This window comes from Gilliamella sp. ESL0441 (genome assembly GCF_019469185.1).
GTDB lineage: Bacteria > Pseudomonadota > Gammaproteobacteria > Enterobacterales > Orbaceae > Gilliamella.
This window is the reverse complement of the sequence record NZ_CP048264.1, coordinates 1,253,829-1,270,367: the sequence shown is the minus strand read 5'-3', so window position 1 is coordinate 1,270,367 and position 16,539 is coordinate 1,253,829. Positions and strand designations below refer to the sequence as shown.

The following is a 16,539-nucleotide window of genomic DNA, read 5'->3' as shown; positions in this document are numbered from 1 at the left end:
CGTACATAAAAAATTGACCGTGTATAATATCATTTATGTGCTTTTTTTCAAATAGACATATGCTATAACTTGTCACTGTTTTATCAATTAATCACGAGAACCAAAAAATTAGTTAACTTAATTAAAAATAAGTTACTTTGCAGAGTGATTAAAGTTTATAATTTTGTATTTATATAAAAATTTGATTGTGAAAAATGATGAAAATATGGATTGATGCTGATGCCTGCCCTAACCCTATTAAAGAAATCCTATATCGGGTAGCGATTCGTAAATCAATTATCACAACTTTAGTTGCAAACCAATGGTTAATTATTCCCGCTTCTCCGTTTATAAAAAGATTACAGGTAGCGAATGGCTTTGATGAAGCTGATAATAAAATAGTTGAATTAGTTGAAAAAAAGGATTTAGTGATCACCTCAGATATTCCATTAGCTGCTGATGTGCTAAATAAAGGCGCTTTTGTACTAACACCACGAGGTGAACCTTTCACATTAGAAACCATAAAAGAGCGACTTGTGATGCGAGACTTTATGGAAACTATGCGGGCTAGTGGTATACAATCTAAAGGTCCATCTCCTTTTTCAACAAAAGATAGAGAAAAATTTGCTAATCAACTAGACATATTAATCAATAGCCTATTAAAAGATTGACAGCTATTTGGGATTAAAAATTAGATTTTTTGAGATAATATTTTAAATCTTTAAAAATAGTTCTCGACTTTTAAATGGCTTTGAACCTACATAAGGTTTTAATGCAATACGAGTAAATCTTTTTGCTGCTCTTAATGTATCCTCATCATTAAATTGTCGATATCCTAATGCTAAAACCTGTTTACCTGTAAAGCTAGTACTGTTTACAAGCAAACTGCTTATGAACCCCTTTTCTATTTGATATTGATAATTCATAGATTCAATGACTTTATCGCCGGTAGCACTACAATGAAAAAAATCGACGTGATAACCCAAATTTTCTAATAAGGCTAATTCAAAAGAACGTAGTACATTTTCAGCAGGAATTTGTTGGGCTAATTGTTGTAAGCTTTTAAGGTAATGATCAAAAAGTGCTGGGATTTCAACTTCAGCAACTAAAACTCGATGTAGAAGTTCGTTTAAATAAAAAGCACTATATAATGAAATAGAAAAAAGCGGAAGTGTTAAGGAAATACCTTCAACTTGACGCAAGGTTTTGATTTCTCCTTGACCTGAATACTGAACAATAATAGGTGTAAAAGGTTGTAATACTCCTTTTAATGAGGATTTTTTTCGCCTTGCACCTTTAGCTAATACCGTTATTTTTCCTGAATATTCGACAAATAAATCGACCAATAAACTACTTTCGCTATAAGTACGAGTATGTAAGACAAATGCTCTTTGCCAATTTTCCATCTAAAACGCCTTTTAAGATACGACAATTAATTTCATTAAAAAGAGAGATTGATCAAAAAAAGATTATTTTTTTTAATTTTCAACTGAAATTAAACTAAATTTCCGATATAATCAATAGATAACTAATGAGATGATTATAGGAAACTAATAGAAAACCATGGAACTTTTTCCAATAATATTACTTATAGTACTAATTGTATCACTTTCTGGGGTCGTTATAAAATTACTACCTTTCCAAATACCGCTACCACTTATGCAAATCTTACTTGGTTGCATGCTTGCGGCTTTTGGTGTGCATGTAAAATTTGATCCTGAATTATTTCTTGTCCTGTTTATACCGCCATTGCTCTTTGCAGATGGACGTAAAACATCAGTAAAAGATTTTATTCACAATGCTAGAGAGATCGTCGGACTTGCTTTAGTTCTAGTCGTTATTTCTATTATTGCATTAGGTTATCTTCTTTATTGGATGTTACCTGATGTTCAATTAGCTGCTGCACTTGCATTAGCTGCTGTTCTTTCACCAACGGATGCTGTTGCTCTAGGAGGAATTGTTGGTAAAGGACGTATAGAAAAAGAAAAAATGGAAATTATTGAAGGCGAAGCTTTAATGAATGATGCCTCTGGCCTTGTATCTTTAAAATTTGCTATTGCTATTGCAACTGGTTTACTTCAATTTAACTTGCTGCAAATCAGTATTTCCTTCTTTGTTGTTGCCATTGGTGGGTTAGCTATTGGGGTATTATTTACTTGGTTATATGCTCGTATTTTACGTTTAATCAATAAATTAACTCACAATGATCCTGCAATACAAATTGTTTTATTATTCTTACTACCATTTGCAGCTTATATTATTGCTGAAGAATGTCATTGCTCTGGTATTTTAGCCGCAGTAAGTGCGGGTATGACAGTTAACCATTCTGGTATGATGCGCAATGCACCGTTAACCACACGTTTACAATCAGATAGTACTTGGTCGATGTTAACCTTCGTCTTCAATGGATTTGTCTTTATTTTGTTAGGTATTCAATTACCAAGTATTTTAGATAATACTTTTATTGAAAACCAAAATGACTCATCTATCGAAGTGTGGCAATTGTGCTTAATTGTCGTATTTGTATTCATCGTACTAATGGGAACTCGATTTGCTTGGTTATGGGCGATGAAGCATATGCCTACAATGCCATTTGGTACTAAACGCCCATTAGCGTTCCGTTCATATACAACTCGTGATCTTTGGATTTCAACTTTTGCTGGTGTGCGTGGAGCGATTACCTTAGCTGGTGTATTATCCATTCCATTAACAATTGGCGGTCGCTATCAGTTGGTGTTTATTGCTGCTGGAATTATTTTAATATCATTGGTTACCGCAGTCATAGTCTTACCTATTTTATTGCGCGGAAGTGTTATTTTAGACAATTCTGAACAAGATAATGAAATTTTAACAGTCAAAGGTCAAATGGCTGAAGAAGCAATTGTAAGCCTTGAAAAAATGCAAAATAATTTACTTCAAGAAACTTCTGATGCAGGATTAGATCAAGAAATAATACAAGAAGTCGGTTCTCGTGTTATTGGATCTTTGAGACGTCGAACAGGACTTAAAGATTTAGAACAAAAAGCGCTTGAAGCAGAAAATCTTGAAAGACGTATGCGTCTTGTGGCAATTGGTGCTGAGCGTACAGCTTTACTACAAATGAAAGTTCGTAATGAAGTGAGTGAAGAAACATTTGAGCATTTAAATACTGACCTCGATATTTATGAAAAAATGATATCTGGAGATTCATAAATGATAGCAAACAAGCATCAGTTTTTTGGCCATATTCATTCACAGTTTGTTGACAAAGCCCCTCATATATTGGGGCTAACTTTACGTTGTATTCCGTTCAATTTGAAAAAACAGGCAATTGAACAATTATTACAACTACAATTTAAACATTCTTTAGAAGATGGCGATCTCGATTTTTTAGAAAATCGTTGGTTAAAAATTGAAGTTACTGATCTTCAACTTACTTGGTTTGTTAGCTTGATAGATAATAAATTGGTTGTAAGTCGGGAAGAAATTGCTGATGTAAGTTTTATTGGTAATGCAAACGATTTGATAATGATAGCCACTCGGCGACAAGATCCTGATACCCTATTCTTTCAACGCCGATTAATCGTTGAAGGAGATACAGAGTTAGGGCTTTATGTAAAAAATCTGATGGACTCAATAGAACTGGAATCAATGCCTAAATTATTAAGACTTACGCTTGAAAAATTAGCGAATATTATAGAGTCTGCGCCAAAAGATTAGTTTTTGTTTTTAAATATTTTAGGGGAATTTGATTCCCCTTTTGTTATTATATTATGCAATTTTTATTTCTAGAATCTTCATAAATGGATGATTATTACTCCACTGATTGGTTAATACAAAATATCAATTGTTTAGAATCGTTATATTCATGCTTTAAGATCAATCTTAACATCATGATTAATTTCATCAAAATAATTATTATGACAAGAAATATATAAGTCTTAAAAATTAGTTTGTTTTAATTCTAAAATAAATAATGTTATTTAATTTCAATTAAATTAAGTAAAATGTTGTTATAGTTTATTTAAATTCACTCATCAAAGATAATCACGAGTAAAATGATAAAATGAAAAATAACACCAAACAACCTACTTTTTACTTTCACGATTATGAAACATTTGGTATTAATCCTGCTTTGGATAGACCTGCTCAATTTGCCGGTGTCCGTACAGATGCTGAACTAAATATTATTGAAGAACCTTTAGTTATATATTGTAAGCTGGCACCTGACTATTTGCCTAATCCTGAAGCGGTTCTCATTACCGGCATCACTCCCCAAGAAGCAAATCAGAAAGGAGTGAATGAAGCTGAATTTACCAAATTAATTCATCAAGCATTCAGTGAGCCAAATACTTGCATTTTAGGTTATAATAATATTCGTTTCGATGATGAAGTTACCCGTAATATCCTTTACCGTAATTTTTATGACCCTTACGCTTACAGTTGGCAAAATGGTAATTCAAGATGGGATCTTTTAGATGTTGTAAGAGCGTGTTATGCTCTTCGGCCTGAAGGCATTCATTGGCCAACTAACGATTCGGGTTTTCCAAGTTTTCGTTTAGAACATTTAACCAAAGCAAATAATATTAAGCATGAACATGCTCATGATGCAATGTCAGATGTGTATGCCACTATCGCCATAGCAAAATTAATTAAAGAAAAACAACCAAAATTATTTAACTATTTTTTTTCATTACGTAATAAAAATAAGGTTGCCGAACTTATTGATATTATCAATATGACCCCACTGGTACATGTCTCTGGTATGTTAGGGAGTTATCGAGGAAATATGTCATTGGTATGCCCTATTGCTTGGCATCCACAACAAAATAATGCCGTCATTGTTTGTGATCTCACTGGCGATATTGATTCTATTATTGATTTGCCAGTAAGCATAATACGTGAAAAGCTATATACTAAAACAGAAGATCTTGAACTTGATGAGTCTCGCATTCCATTAAAACTAGTCCATATTAATAAATGCCCTATCCTTGCTCCGATTAAAACTTTACTGCCTGAAAATGCAAATCGATTTGAAATTAATATAGAAGAATGTTTAAACAAACAACAAAAACTATTACAAAATCAAATTCTATTACAAGATAAAATGCGAGACTTATTTAGTCTAAGTCATGATTATCCTGTCAGTACGGATGTGGATGCACAAATATATAATGGATTTTTGAACAATCAAGATAAGCTTCATTGTGAAACGGTACAAACAACGCCAATACAGTTATTAGATAGTTTATCTCTAAAATTTGAAGATCCTCGTTTAAGCACACTTTTTTTTCGATACAAAGCTCGAAACTTTCCACAAATTCTAAAACATCATGAAGAGCTGATCTGGAAAGACTATTGCCGCGATAAACTAAATACCCATAAGATTCAAGATTACATCTTAACTTTAGAATTACTTGCTGAAACTTATATTCAACAACCTGAAAAATTGGCTTTATTAAAACAGCTTTATCATTACTGTCATTATTTAGTTGGATAATTAAAATTGAGGGGCGTATTATAGACGTCAAACAAACAAGTCTTATACAAACAATCAAACAAGTTATTAAACTTTAGACTATGAAACATTTTTTAGCTAAACATGCCACAATCAAACATCGATTATATTCTTTATACTATACTTTGTTTAGTTATGGTCGAGGATTATTAATTTTAACGCTTAGTCTTTGGGCAGGTAATTTCATCTCTGAAAGATTACCTATCATGATCCCTGGTAGCATTATCGGTCTATTAATTCTGTTTTTCTTATTAGCTTTTCAAATCATCCCCACTTGTTGGATAAAAAACAGTTGTAATTTATTTATGCGCTATATGACGTTACTATTTATTCCTGCTGCAATGGGGATAATGGATAATTACACATTGCTATTAAATAATTGGGTACCCATCATTTTTGGAAGTATTGGTAGTTCATTGTTGGTATTGCTTTTAACAGCTTGGTTAACAGAAAAACTTCATAAAAAAACAACCAAAACTGCCTTGTTATCAGAAAGTAATGAGGAACAACCGCTATGATTTGGATGCTACCGTTAACTGTATGTGTATTTCTAATTATTCGAAAACTTGCTTTTAAAATAAAAACTCCGTTATTTAATCCTTTGGTCATTTCGGTAATGGTGCTTGTTCCCATTATGATAATGAGTCAGACCAGTTATTCAGAATATGTTAATAATGTCGATATCATAAATAAATTATTACCTTATTCCGTTGTCGCTTTAGCCTTTCCGCTTTACGAACTCATTCCACAAATTAAAGCTCGTTGGAAGTCAATTATCATTATCACCTTTAGCGCATCAATCGCTTCAATGATAACTGGTGTCAGTATTGTATTTTGGTTAGGTGGAAATACCGAAATAGCTGCGTCGGTTTTACCCAAATCAGTCACTACGGCTATTGCAGTGACGATTGCCAATAACGAAGGAGGTGTGCCTTCAATCGCTGCCCTTTGTGTTATATTAGTAGGCACATTAGGGGGGATTTTTGGTCATCAAATATTAAATATAGCAAAAATAAAATCCGCTTCGGCTAGAGGATTATCAATAGGTGCAGTTTCACATGCAGTCGGTACTGCTCGATGCATTGAAGTTGATTACAATGAAGGTGCTTATAGTTCTTTATCTTTAGTATTATGTGGTATTATGACATCATTAACCGCTCCTTTTATATTTCCAATAATGGTATTTATTTTTGATTGGCTTTAACATGAATTTTAAAAGACTGATTACCTATTTTCTTGCTATTTGCACTGTCATGATAAGTGTAATTATTTGTCTAGATTTATGGATAAGTTATAAAACTAAACCTTATATTTACCATGATGAAAATAAAGTGCCTTACCGAGCTATTGGCGTGGTACTTGGAACGTCAAAATATGTCAGAGGTGGCGGTATTAATGATTTTTATCGTAATCGCATTGATGGAGCAATTTCACTTTATTCTCAAGGAAAGGTAGACTATTTATTACTGAGTGGTGATAATGCTTTACAGAGCTATAATGAACCAATTACCATGCAAAAAGATCTTATAAAAGCTGGTATACCTCGTGAAGCAATTGTATTAGATTTTGCTGGATTTCGAACATTAGATTCTGTCGTTAGAGCAAATAGAGTGTTTGACGCAAATGACTTCACTATCATCACTCAAGAGTTTCATTGCGAAAGAGCTATTTTTATCGCTTTAGCACAAAATATTCAAGCACAATGTTTTGCTGTTCCTGCACCAAATAGCATGAAATTAATTAGAATTCGTGAGACATTAGCTCGAGTCGGTGCTTTTATTGATTTATATATTTTAAAAAAAGAACCCAAATATTTAGGCCCTGTTATTCCGATTATTTCAAATAATAATTAGTGATATCAATAAATAAAAATCATAAACTTCTTGAAGTTTGCTAAAAAATGCCTTTAAGTCATCTTTGTCTAATATTTTAGATTGCATTTTTATGCAAAAAAAAGTAATATTTAGTCAATTTTTTTAATTTAGCCAAAATTTATAATGAATATTGAATTAAGCCATATTAACTGTTTTTATGGTACTCATCATGCATTGAAAGATGTTTCACTTAGCTACCCTCTAGGTGAGACCATTGTATTATTAGGTCAAAGTGGTGCCGGAAAAAGCTCTTTATTAAAAGTATTTAATTTACTTGAAATTCCAACATCAGGTGAAATGACAATAGCTAATTCACATTTTGATTTTTCGAAAAAAATCAGTGATGCCACCATCAGACATTTACGTAAAAATGTGGGTATGGTTTTCCAAAACTACAATTTATGGCCCCATTTAACGGTGCTCGAAAACTTAATTGAAGCACCTTGCCAAGTACTGAATTTATCTAAAAAAGAAGCGACCGATAAAGCAATGTTGATATTGCAACGTTTGCAAATCGATGAAATGGCTCATCGCTATCCCCTGCACCTTTCAGGCGGTCAACAGCAACGAGTAGCTATAGCCAGAGCGCTGATGATGGAACCACAAATTTTGTTGTTTGATGAACCTACAGCTGCATTAGATCCGGCTATTACATCGCAAGTAGCTGAAATTATTAACGAACTTTCACAAACAGGAATAACGCAGATCATTGTAACTCACGAAGTTGATTTTGCTCGTAAAGTCGCTTCACAAGTGATTTATATGGAACACGGTGAAATTATTGAGCAAGGTCAACTAGAATGTTTTGCTCATCCTAAAACCGAAGAATTTAAAGCTTATTTATCACATTAATGATTATAAAATTGGGTGGAAATATGAAAAAAACATTATTTGCTATTTTGCTTGCCAGCGTTGCAATGACATCTCAAGCATCTGAAAATTTAACTATCGGTACAGAAGCCACTTATGCACCATTCGAATTCACCAATGACAAAAATGAAATTGTCGGATTTGATATTGATGTGATCAACAAAATTTGTGAAGAGATTAACGCTTCTTGTAAAATTGTTAATCAATCTTTTGATGGATTAATTCCTAGTTTAAAAACGCGTCGAATCGATGCGGCAATTGCTGGGATAGACATCACGCCTGAACGTCAAAAGCAAGTTGATTTTACGAACATTTATTATGATGATAGCTCAATTCAATTTATTACATTGAAAGACACTTTAACAGATCTTGAACAACTAAAAGGTAAGCGAATTGGTATCCAAAAAGGAACAACCTATTTAAAATATTTGAATGAAAAATATCCTGACGTTAAACCTGTTAGTTATGATAGCTATCAGTACGCATTTTTAGATTTAAAAGCTAAACGAATCGATGCGATTGTAGCCAGCTCTTTTGTTGCGGGTGATTGGTTAAGTAAGGAAACAGATATTGTTGCTTTAGGTGATAAAATTACCGATCATGATTTTTTTGGAGAAGGTTTAGGCATTGCCTTACGTAAAGGTAATGATCAGTTAAGAGAACAGTTTAATCAAGCTCTTGATAAATTGAAATCAAATGGCGAACTTGATGCCATTTATAAAAAATGGTTTAACAAATAGCAAATACACTATCAAATTTGATACTGTTGTGAACTCGCCGCTTAAAATGCGGCGAATTTATTTTTTAATTTAAATGCGGTTTTTTTATGTCAGATTTTTTAGCAACATATATAATAAACTGGGTAATGTCCTCAATGGACGGCTTTATCGTGCCTTTAACAAAAGCAACATCCATCACATTGTCATTAGCTTTTGTATCAATGATTGTTGGTATAGTTTTTGCCTTTATTTTCACAATTCTAGAATCCGTTCCATTTAAACCTGTTGCATGGCTAATGTCTTTAATTAGCCTTACGATTCGAGCACTACCTGAATTATTAATTGTCGTTGCAATCTATAATGGTTTACCATTTCTTTTAATGGCACTAGATGATGGATTTGATATGTCATTGATATTTACCTCAATTCATATCCAAATACATATTGCCAATACTCAGCCCGATCCGTTTTTATGTGGTGTCATTGCATTATCGCTACTTTATGCAGTTTATGCATCCCAAACGCTCAGAGGTGCATTTAAAGCAATACCAAGCGGACAAAAACAGGCCGCTCAAGTGCTTGGTTTAAGTAAATTTAGAACGTTCTTTCGTATTATCATGCCACAAATGTGGCGCCATGCTATACCAGGATTAAGTAATCAATGGTTGATATTATTAAAAGATACCGCTCTAGTCTCAGCCATTGCAATTAATGATCTAATGATGCAAACCAAAACGATTATTGCACGAACCAATCAACCATTTCTATGGTATGCGATCGCAATGGTAATCTATTTGATTATTTCAATCTTAAGTCAAAAAGTGATTGAACGAATTGAAAAACGTGCGACTTATTTTGAACAACCCTCTTCTGCCAAAAGTTTGTAAGGTTACATTATGTCTGATAATTTTGTTTATTATCTTAAAATCATCCTACAAGGTCTTCCTGACACGTTAAGTCTGGGAATTTTAGGTATTTTAACTGCGGGGCTTTTGGCTATCGTTTTTTCATGCTTATTGTCACTTAATCATTTTGTATTAACGAAAGTTATACGTACCTATATTATTATTTTTACGGGTTCTCCCCTATTAGTTCAGTTATTTTTAATTTATTATGGACCTTCACAGTTTGCTGACTTTTTAAGCCAATATCCGAGATTATATGATCTCATATCTTCGCCTTGGTTTTGTGCTTATTTAGCTTTAACGCTAAATAGTGCTGCGTATACCACACAAATTTTTTATGGTGCATTAAAATCCGTTCCACAAGGACAATGGCAAGCTTGTGAGGCTCTTGGTATGAATAAACGACAAACCTTAAAAATTGTCATGCCTTATGCATTAAAACGTGCCTTATCCACCTATTCCAATGAAGTCGTTTTTGTTGTCAAAGGCACCGCCCTAGCCTCGATGATTCCGGTAATGGATATTATGGGGTATAGTAATCAGCTTAATGGTGATTATTACGATTTTTCTATATTTATTGTTGCAGGATTCGTTTACCTCTTGATAAATGGGTTATTAAGCACCATTATGAGGATAATAGAGAAAAAAGCCCTCACATTTGAAAACTAATATGAGCCAATTTGATTCAACATCTTTTTTAAAAACAGTCCCACATAAACCGGGCATTTATCAGATGTTTAATGATAAAGAGACGATTATTTATGTGGGTAAAGCTAAAGATCTGAATAACCGACTAAAAAGCTATTTTAATAGTAGTAAAAAAACACTGAAAACGGATATGTTAGTTAGCCATATCCATCGTATTGAATTTACGATTACGAATACCGAAACCGAAGCCCTACTATTAGAACAGACTTACATTAAAAAACATCAACCACGTTATAATGTTCTTTTAAAAGACGATAAAAGCTATCCTTTTATAAAATTAAGTAAAGAAAGACATCCACAATTGTCACTTTATCGTGGGGCGATTAATCGCAAAAAAGATGAGTTTTTTGGTCCTTACCCTAGTGGTTATGCGGTTAAACAGATTTTATCGCTATTACAAAAAACGTTTCCGATTAGACAGTGCTTGAACACCACCTATCGGAACAGAACTCGCCCCTGCCTGCAATATCAGATTAAACGCTGTTTAGGACCTTGTGTGCCTGGATTAGTGAGTGATGAAGATTATAACGAACAAGTCAATTATGTGAGATTATTTTTATCTGGACAATCCGATCAGATCTTACAAAAAATCACTGAAGATATGCTAAAAGCAAGTGATGAACTCAATTTTGAAAAAGCGGCAGCATTACGCGATCAGTTACAAGCCATCAAACATATCAACGAAAAACAAGCCATTTACAACAATAATGATAATTTAGATGTTATTGGTTTCCACTACGAGTTTGGTATAGCGTGTATCTATGTATTATTTATCCGAAATGGACAAACCTTTGGGCATCGCTCTTATTTTCCTAAAGTACCATCAAATACTGAATTGGAAGAAGTAATAGAAACCTTTTTAGGGCAATTTTATCTGCAAGGCAACCAAAATCGTAATATTCCGAAAAAGATCCTACTCAATTTTTCGTTGTCGGATAAACAACCCATGGAAGAGACACTGTCACTTATTGCTGAGCATCAAGTCAAATTGGTTGATGAGCCCAAAGGCGATAATTTAAAGTTACTCAATATTGCAACCGTCAATGCGCAAACTGAAGTGAAGAATAAATTATTAACCAATTCGACAAATAAACAACGTTACGATGCACTTAAAACCTTTTTGGGCATTGATAAAATCAATCGTATGGAATGTTTTGATATCAGTCATTTCATGGGGAAAAACACAATAGCCTCTTGCGTTGTCTTTGATGATAAAGGTCCGGTCAAATCGGAATTTCGCCGCTACAATATTACGGGTATTACACCGGGTGATGACTATGCAGCAATGGAACAAGTATTAACAAGACGTTACAATAAAAAAGATCTGCCCGATGAAAAAATACCTGATGTTATTTTTATTGATGGTGGTAAAGGACAGTTAAACCAAGCCTTACAAGTATTTGAAGGACTCAATGTTAATTGGGATAAACATCACCCTATTCTTGTGGGGGTGGCAAAAGGCGCTGAGCGCAAAGAAGGACTTGAAACATTGTTTTTTGAAGCGCATGGAACCGGACATTATCTTGATGACCATTCGCCTGCTTTATTGCTTATTCAACAAATTCGTAATGCATCACACGATCATGCCATTGTGGGGCAACGTAAAAAAGGTGTAAAACAGCTTACAGATAGTGCTTTAGAACATATTGAAGGAATCGGTTCAAAAAGACGGCAAGCATTACTTAAACACTTTGGTGGTTTAAGAGAATTAAAAAATGCCAGTATTGATGAAATAGCCCAAGTGCAAGGAATCTCTAAATCGTTAGCTGAAAAAATTTATTTAAATTTACAACAATAACACATTGAAAAATTATGATATTTCAGGCAACATAAGCATTAAGAAACCCCGTTTTTTTAATTTTTGTTAATCTATTGATTAATTAAACAAAAAAAGAGCTTATGTCACATGAAAATCAATCTTCCTACTTTATTAACGTTATTTCGAGTTATTTTAATTCCTTTTTTTGTGCTAGCTTTTTACTTATTTCCAACTGAATGGTCTGGTTTTTTTTCGGCATTAATTTTTCTAATTGCAGCAATAACCGATGTGTTTGATGGTTATTTAGCTAGACGTTTAGGACAAACGACCAAGTTTGGGGCGTTTCTAGATCCAGTTGCAGATAAAATTATTGTCACAATAGCCCTAATTCTGATCACTCAATATTATCAAGCATGGTGGATTTCTATTGCTGCTATAATTATCATTTCACGTGAAATCATTATCTCTGCTTTGCGTGAATGGATGGCTGAGGTTGGAAAACGGAGTAATGTCGCAGTTTCATCTATAGGGAAGTATAAAACTATCGCCCAAATGACAGCCCTAACGTGGCTCCTTTGGCGACCTTGTGATATTGTAATATATGCTGGACTTGTCGCTCTACTTATTGCTACAGTTTTAACGTTAATATCAATGGTGCAATATTTATGGATTGCGCACAATGACTTTTTCGATAATTAATAGGTTTCAAACTGGTCGTTTCAAGGAATAAATGATTAAAGCAATTTATCATTATAAAACGGCTTATTTTGATGATTATTAACGCAATGGTGCAATTTGCATTCAGAATAAAGTTAAACATTAATCAATCAAACAATTTATCTAAAATTTCTATTGACTGAAATGATAAGACAGGTAAAATGCACAGCATCCGAAACGCAATTACCTTTAGGTAACTAAGTTTTGAGCCCGGGTGGTGAAATCGGTAGACACAAGGGATTTAAAATCCCTCGGCCTTTTTGGCCGTGCGAGTTCAAGTCTCGCCCCGGGCACCATTTACAACACTTCTCTTATGCGGGAATAGCTCAGTTGGTAGAGCGCAACCTTGCCAAGGTTGAGGTCGCGAGTTCGAACCTCGTTTCCCGCTCCAATATCGCGTATAAACAAATCTCAATATATCTTTAATTCATTGATAAATAGAGCATTTTACGTTTTTTTCTGTCTGCGGAAATTTTTATTAATGTAAGAAATGTTATTTTCTATCTCCAAAATATTGTTCTCTCAATGCTGGATCTGTAAAAAGACAACTATCGTCAAATTTTTTATCAAACTCTTCACGACTTTTTATAGGCTTATCATTAATATAAATATAATTTTTATCTAAACCAATCGTTTCGTCCCATTCTGAATCATGTCGGATCTCATTTTTCGTTCTAAACGTATTAACATCGGCACCGTCTATTTTTTTTCCATCGTAGTAGATTGCATTTTCAACACGTAAGTAATTTCCTCCTAACACCGCATAATCTGAAGATGAGCCAGCTATAAAAAGTTCACTATTGACTTGAGAATGGCAGGTATAAATATAGATATGGTGTTTATCTTTGAAATAATACTTACTTTGCATACCTTCGTTATATCTTAACCAGTAATCATTATTAATCTTTTTTCTATCCTCTATGTCATTAAACAGCAAATCAAACGTTTCTATATCAATTGTTTTGCTTACTGGTTGATACATTTTCGTTTTTAAATTATAAATTGTTGAATAATCGAGTGTATCTGTTGTTTTTTTTGCACACCATGAATTAGGAATTTGAATATTCCATTCGTTACCATTCTTGATAAGAAATGTAGAAAGAGTTTTTGTATCAGCATTATCGCAGGCTGTTACCAAAAAATGGATAGAAAATAGAAGATTATTTTTTTATTTTTCATAATTGGTTGATATTAAATATCTCTCCTTGATAATAGTCATTCTTTCCATTTTACCAAACCAAATTCCCTTTTTATATGATAAGGAAAAATCATTTGGATTAGTTTTTGCTACATTTTTTATGTATCCCCCTGCTAATGTCTCTTGAAGATAATTAACCTGCTGTTTTCTTTAAAATAATTGCTATTTTCAAGTTTTTCATATGAGTTGGCATCGATATTACTCACTTCTATATAGACACATTTGGGGCATGATACTGTGGTGGAATCTACTGAACGAATAAATAAATTATTATTCATATTACGATATAAATTATCTTTAATTTTTTTATAATCGGCACTTTCTTTTAAGCAAGGTATCTTTGTGACCGTTTTTAAACTATTGCCATTATTATAATAAAAGTGATGATTATCTTGAGCATAAAAGTACGCACCTAAATGTTCATAACTCTCTGTATCGATATTATCTTTTAATGGATGTTGGTCTCATTATGGGTAATAGTTGATAAATAGCGGGATTTAAGATCATTATTGTGTGAAAGTATATCTAGATTTCCGGTTTTATCTTGAAAGAGATCATCTTTTATCAATACTACTTCTTCGCTTAGATGACAAGATACTAATAAGATGGGCAAGAATAGCGTAAGAAGTTTTCATCACATTTAGGAATAGATTAGTTTTCTTCTGGAAAATATTGTTGTTTTAATTTTTCAAACTTAGTCGCGTTTAATATATTTTTTAGTGGCTCAAAATCTTTATATTCCATAATATCGCCTTGAGACCAAAAAAGATGATTATTATCAACGCCTAGCATCATATTACCAAACTTTATAACATGAAACTGTTTAGCATCAGCATCAAGTTTTTTGGTTAACCAATAGACGTTTTTATCATCTTTAATGTAATTATCAGGTAACAACTCAAACTTTTCAGGATTAATTTCAATAATGGTAATTGGATCAAATCTGGGAGGGAATTGTTGATATGCATAAACAGCACGTTTATCTTTAAAATATTGTGTATTATCAATCTGGTGAAATGAGTCGATATCAATGATATCTTTAAGAGAAAAATAATGACCATCTTTAGTAAGGTAATCATAATACGCTGAATATAAAGAATCTGTACCAGGAAAGACTTCATTCACTCTTAAATAAATATTGTTAATATTATCTTTAAATAAAAGATCATCTTTTATCAAAATATATTGATGACTTTCTAAAGTATTTGTAATAACTGGCACAGTTTTTTTTTCACATGAAAAAAGGAGCAAACAACTGATTAAAATATAATATATTGATTTCATAATGTTTTTAATTTCAGCTAGCCTTATAATATTATTAGCAGCCCTTTTAAATAAACTAATAGTACTTTCTAAAAAGTAATTGTCTATTGCATTAATAATTTTCTTTGTTTCAGTTTTCCACAGAGTGCCTTGATCAAACACTTCAAATTGTACATTACAAAAATCAGTACTATCAATTAATAAAAATCAATACATGTATATCGTTTAGTACAGAATTTTAATATAAATTGTATCCTAATCTTTTATTAATATCATTTACAATAATAGTCATTCGTTCCCTTTTTATATGATAATGAAAAATTATTTGGATTAGCTGCTAATAGATTAGTTCTCTTCTGGAAAATATTGTTGTTTTAACTTAATTTTAATAGTACTTTCTATATCTAAAGAATTAAATTCAGAATAGGATAATCGTTCATTCCTTATATAAAGATATTTTTCATCATAACCTAATTCTGGATGATTCGCATTTGCTGATATAACATTAAAATATTTAGCTTCAACGTCTAATAACTGTCTTGCATTCCAAAAAACGGTCTGGCTATCTTTAATATATTGCCCTACAACTTTATAGTTTGAAAATTGCAGAGGTAAGATGTAGACATTAATATCTGTAGCAAAATCAGCAATAGCATATATATTTTTATTATCAGAAAAATATTCAGTTGAATCTATACGATGAAAACTACTTTCATTCAAAACATCATTGAGTAATTTTATTTTCAATTCAGGAAAGTGTAAATCGTAAACTCTATTTTGATAACCATAAGCAATTGTTTCTCTGGGATATCCAGGATGTTTATATTGTAAGTAATAATTACCTTGTTTATCTTTATATAGGATATCTTTTACCTGAATATAGTCAGAATTCACTTGTTCTAAATGTATTTTTTGTGTTTTTGTATCATTCGAACAGGTGTTACATGAAATAGTTAGTAACATTAATATAAAAATTATTTTTTTTGCATTTTCCATAGTTTTTCATTTATTGAACCGTATTTGTATTATCATCATAAACCCAAAAATCTT

Annotated in this window: 17 protein-coding genes and 2 tRNA genes; 15 read left to right on the top strand and 4 right to left on the bottom strand. The window is 32.4% G+C overall.

The features are described 5' to 3' along the window. Positions 1–197: 197 nt before the first annotated feature. Positions 198–650 carry a YaiI/YqxD family protein gene (locus tag GYM75_RS05625; RefSeq protein WP_220217179.1) on the top strand — a complete coding sequence of 151 codons (453 nt, stop codon included), beginning with the start codon at positions 198–200 and terminating at the stop codon, positions 648–650. A 42-nt stretch (positions 651–692) separates the two neighbouring features. On the opposite strand, the gene recO is transcribed toward GYM75_RS05625, so the two are convergent. Next, the gene (gene recO / locus GYM75_RS05620; RefSeq protein WP_220217178.1) at positions 693–1,385 is read right to left on the bottom strand and encodes a DNA repair protein RecO; all 693 of its coding nucleotides are present in this window, start codon (positions 1,383–1,385) and stop codon (positions 693–695) included. A 157-nt stretch (positions 1,386–1,542) separates the two neighbouring features. Here recO and GYM75_RS05615 point away from each other — a divergent pair, with 157 nt between their 5' ends. The 14 genes from GYM75_RS05615 to GYM75_RS05550 all read left to right on the top strand — a co-directional run bounded on the left by GYM75_RS05615 (position 1,543) and on the right by GYM75_RS05550 (position 13,419). Continuing rightward, the gene (locus GYM75_RS05615; protein ID WP_220217177.1) at positions 1,543–3,171 is read left to right on the top strand and encodes a Na+/H+ antiporter; all 1,629 of its coding nucleotides are present in this window, start codon (positions 1,543–1,545) and stop codon (positions 3,169–3,171) included. Then, positions 3,172–3,678 (top strand): SCP2 domain-containing protein, encoded by a 507-nt coding sequence (locus GYM75_RS05610; RefSeq protein ID WP_220217176.1) that lies wholly within the window; start codon positions 3,172–3,174, stop codon positions 3,676–3,678. It begins immediately after the preceding gene. 346 nt (positions 3,679–4,024) lie between these two features. Next, positions 4,025–5,458, top strand: coding sequence for an exodeoxyribonuclease I (gene sbcB / locus GYM75_RS05605; RefSeq protein WP_220217175.1), 1,434 nt, complete (start codon positions 4,025–4,027; stop codon positions 5,456–5,458). Positions 5,459–5,538: 80 nt separating this feature from the next. Continuing rightward, positions 5,539–5,994 carry a CidA/LrgA family protein gene (locus GYM75_RS05600; RefSeq protein ID WP_220217174.1) on the top strand — a complete coding sequence of 152 codons (456 nt, stop codon included), beginning with the start codon at positions 5,539–5,541 and terminating at the stop codon, positions 5,992–5,994. Next, a complete protein-coding gene (locus tag GYM75_RS05595) occupies positions 5,991–6,680 on the top strand; it encodes a CidB/LrgB family autolysis modulator (RefSeq protein WP_220217173.1) in 690 nt (229 codons plus the stop codon). The genes GYM75_RS05600 and GYM75_RS05595 overlap by 4 nt, the downstream gene beginning before the upstream one ends. 1 nt (position 6,681) lies before the next feature. Next, the gene (locus GYM75_RS05590; protein ID WP_220217172.1) at positions 6,682–7,329 is read left to right on the top strand and encodes an ElyC/SanA/YdcF family protein; all 648 of its coding nucleotides are present in this window, start codon (positions 6,682–6,684) and stop codon (positions 7,327–7,329) included. A 144-nt stretch (positions 7,330–7,473) separates the two neighbouring features. After that, positions 7,474–8,202: an arginine ABC transporter ATP-binding protein ArtP gene (gene artP, locus GYM75_RS05585; RefSeq protein ID WP_220217171.1), complete on the top strand. Its 729-nt coding sequence runs from the start codon at positions 7,474–7,476 to the stop codon at positions 8,200–8,202. A 23-nt stretch (positions 8,203–8,225) separates the two neighbouring features. Further along, positions 8,226–8,960: a transporter substrate-binding domain-containing protein gene (locus GYM75_RS05580; RefSeq protein ID WP_220217170.1), complete on the top strand. Its 735-nt coding sequence runs from the start codon at positions 8,226–8,228 to the stop codon at positions 8,958–8,960. 134 nt (positions 8,961–9,094) lie between these two features. Continuing rightward, positions 9,095–9,826: an arginine ABC transporter permease ArtQ gene (gene artQ / locus GYM75_RS05575; protein ID WP_370632163.1), complete on the top strand. Its 732-nt coding sequence runs from the start codon at positions 9,095–9,097 to the stop codon at positions 9,824–9,826. 9 nt (positions 9,827–9,835) lie between these two features. Continuing rightward, positions 9,836–10,513, top strand: coding sequence for an arginine ABC transporter permease ArtM (gene artM, locus GYM75_RS05570; RefSeq protein ID WP_220217168.1), 678 nt, complete (start codon positions 9,836–9,838; stop codon positions 10,511–10,513). A 1-nt stretch (position 10,514) separates the two neighbouring features. Next, positions 10,515–12,350, top strand: a complete 1,836-nt coding sequence (gene uvrC, locus GYM75_RS05565) for an excinuclease ABC subunit UvrC (protein WP_220217167.1) — start codon at positions 10,515–10,517, stop codon at positions 12,348–12,350. A gap of 108 nt (positions 12,351–12,458) precedes the next feature. Continuing rightward, positions 12,459–13,010 carry a CDP-diacylglycerol--glycerol-3-phosphate 3-phosphatidyltransferase gene (gene pgsA, locus GYM75_RS05560; RefSeq protein ID WP_220217166.1) on the top strand — a complete coding sequence of 184 codons (552 nt, stop codon included), beginning with the start codon at positions 12,459–12,461 and terminating at the stop codon, positions 13,008–13,010. Between the two features lie 226 nt (positions 13,011–13,236). Then, positions 13,237–13,324: transfer RNA gene (locus tag GYM75_RS05555), tRNA-Leu, on the top strand. A 19-nt stretch (positions 13,325–13,343) separates the two neighbouring features. Next, positions 13,344–13,419 (top strand) — tRNA-Gly (locus tag GYM75_RS05550). Positions 13,420–13,521: 102 nt separating this feature from the next. Here GYM75_RS05550 and GYM75_RS05545 read toward each other — a convergent pair. The 3 genes from GYM75_RS05545 to GYM75_RS05535 all read right to left on the bottom strand — a co-directional run bounded on the left by GYM75_RS05545 (position 13,522) and on the right by GYM75_RS05535 (position 16,485). Further along, a complete protein-coding gene (locus GYM75_RS05545; protein WP_370632142.1) occupies positions 13,522–14,166 on the bottom strand; it encodes a DKNYY domain-containing protein in 645 nt (214 codons plus the stop codon). Positions 14,167–14,877: 711 nt separating this feature from the next. Continuing rightward, positions 14,878–15,447 carry a DKNYY domain-containing protein gene (locus tag GYM75_RS05540; protein WP_370632141.1) on the bottom strand — a complete coding sequence of 190 codons (570 nt, stop codon included), beginning with the start codon at positions 15,445–15,447 and terminating at the stop codon, positions 14,878–14,880. Positions 15,448–15,834: 387 nt separating this feature from the next. Continuing rightward, entirely contained in the window at positions 15,835–16,485 is a 651-nt protein-coding gene (locus GYM75_RS05535) for a hypothetical protein (RefSeq protein WP_220217163.1), read from the bottom strand. Between the last annotated feature and the right edge of the window lie 54 nt (positions 16,486–16,539).

Excerpts from the sequence above, each read along its gene's own strand:
- GYM75_RS05625 (WP_220217179.1), top strand. The coding sequence starts at position 198 with ATGAAAATATGGATTGATGCTGATGCCTGCCCTAACCCTATTAAAGAA.
- recO (WP_220217178.1), bottom strand. The coding sequence starts at position 1,385 with ATGGAAAATTGGCAAAGAGCATTTGTCTTACATACTCGTACTTATAGC.
- GYM75_RS05615 (WP_220217177.1), top strand. The coding sequence starts at position 1,543 with ATGGAACTTTTTCCAATAATATTACTTATAGTACTAATTGTATCACTT.
- GYM75_RS05610 (WP_220217176.1), top strand. The coding sequence starts at position 3,172 with ATGATAGCAAACAAGCATCAGTTTTTTGGCCATATTCATTCACAGTTT.
- sbcB (WP_220217175.1), top strand. The coding sequence starts at position 4,025 with ATGAAAAATAACACCAAACAACCTACTTTTTACTTTCACGATTATGAA.
- GYM75_RS05600 (WP_220217174.1), top strand. The coding sequence starts at position 5,539 with ATGAAACATTTTTTAGCTAAACATGCCACAATCAAACATCGATTATAT.
- GYM75_RS05595 (WP_220217173.1), top strand. The coding sequence starts at position 5,991 with ATGATTTGGATGCTACCGTTAACTGTATGTGTATTTCTAATTATTCGA.
- GYM75_RS05590 (WP_220217172.1), top strand. The coding sequence starts at position 6,682 with ATGAATTTTAAAAGACTGATTACCTATTTTCTTGCTATTTGCACTGTC.
- artP (WP_220217171.1), top strand. The coding sequence starts at position 7,474 with ATGAATATTGAATTAAGCCATATTAACTGTTTTTATGGTACTCATCAT.
- GYM75_RS05580 (WP_220217170.1), top strand. The coding sequence starts at position 8,226 with ATGAAAAAAACATTATTTGCTATTTTGCTTGCCAGCGTTGCAATGACA.
- artQ (WP_370632163.1), top strand. The coding sequence starts at position 9,095 with ATGGACGGCTTTATCGTGCCTTTAACAAAAGCAACATCCATCACATTG.
- artM (WP_220217168.1), top strand. The coding sequence starts at position 9,836 with ATGTCTGATAATTTTGTTTATTATCTTAAAATCATCCTACAAGGTCTT.
- uvrC (WP_220217167.1), top strand. The coding sequence starts at position 10,515 with ATGAGCCAATTTGATTCAACATCTTTTTTAAAAACAGTCCCACATAAA.
- pgsA (WP_220217166.1), top strand. The coding sequence starts at position 12,459 with ATGAAAATCAATCTTCCTACTTTATTAACGTTATTTCGAGTTATTTTA.
- GYM75_RS05535 (WP_220217163.1), bottom strand. The coding sequence starts at position 16,485 with ATGGAAAATGCAAAAAAAATAATTTTTATATTAATGTTACTAACTATT.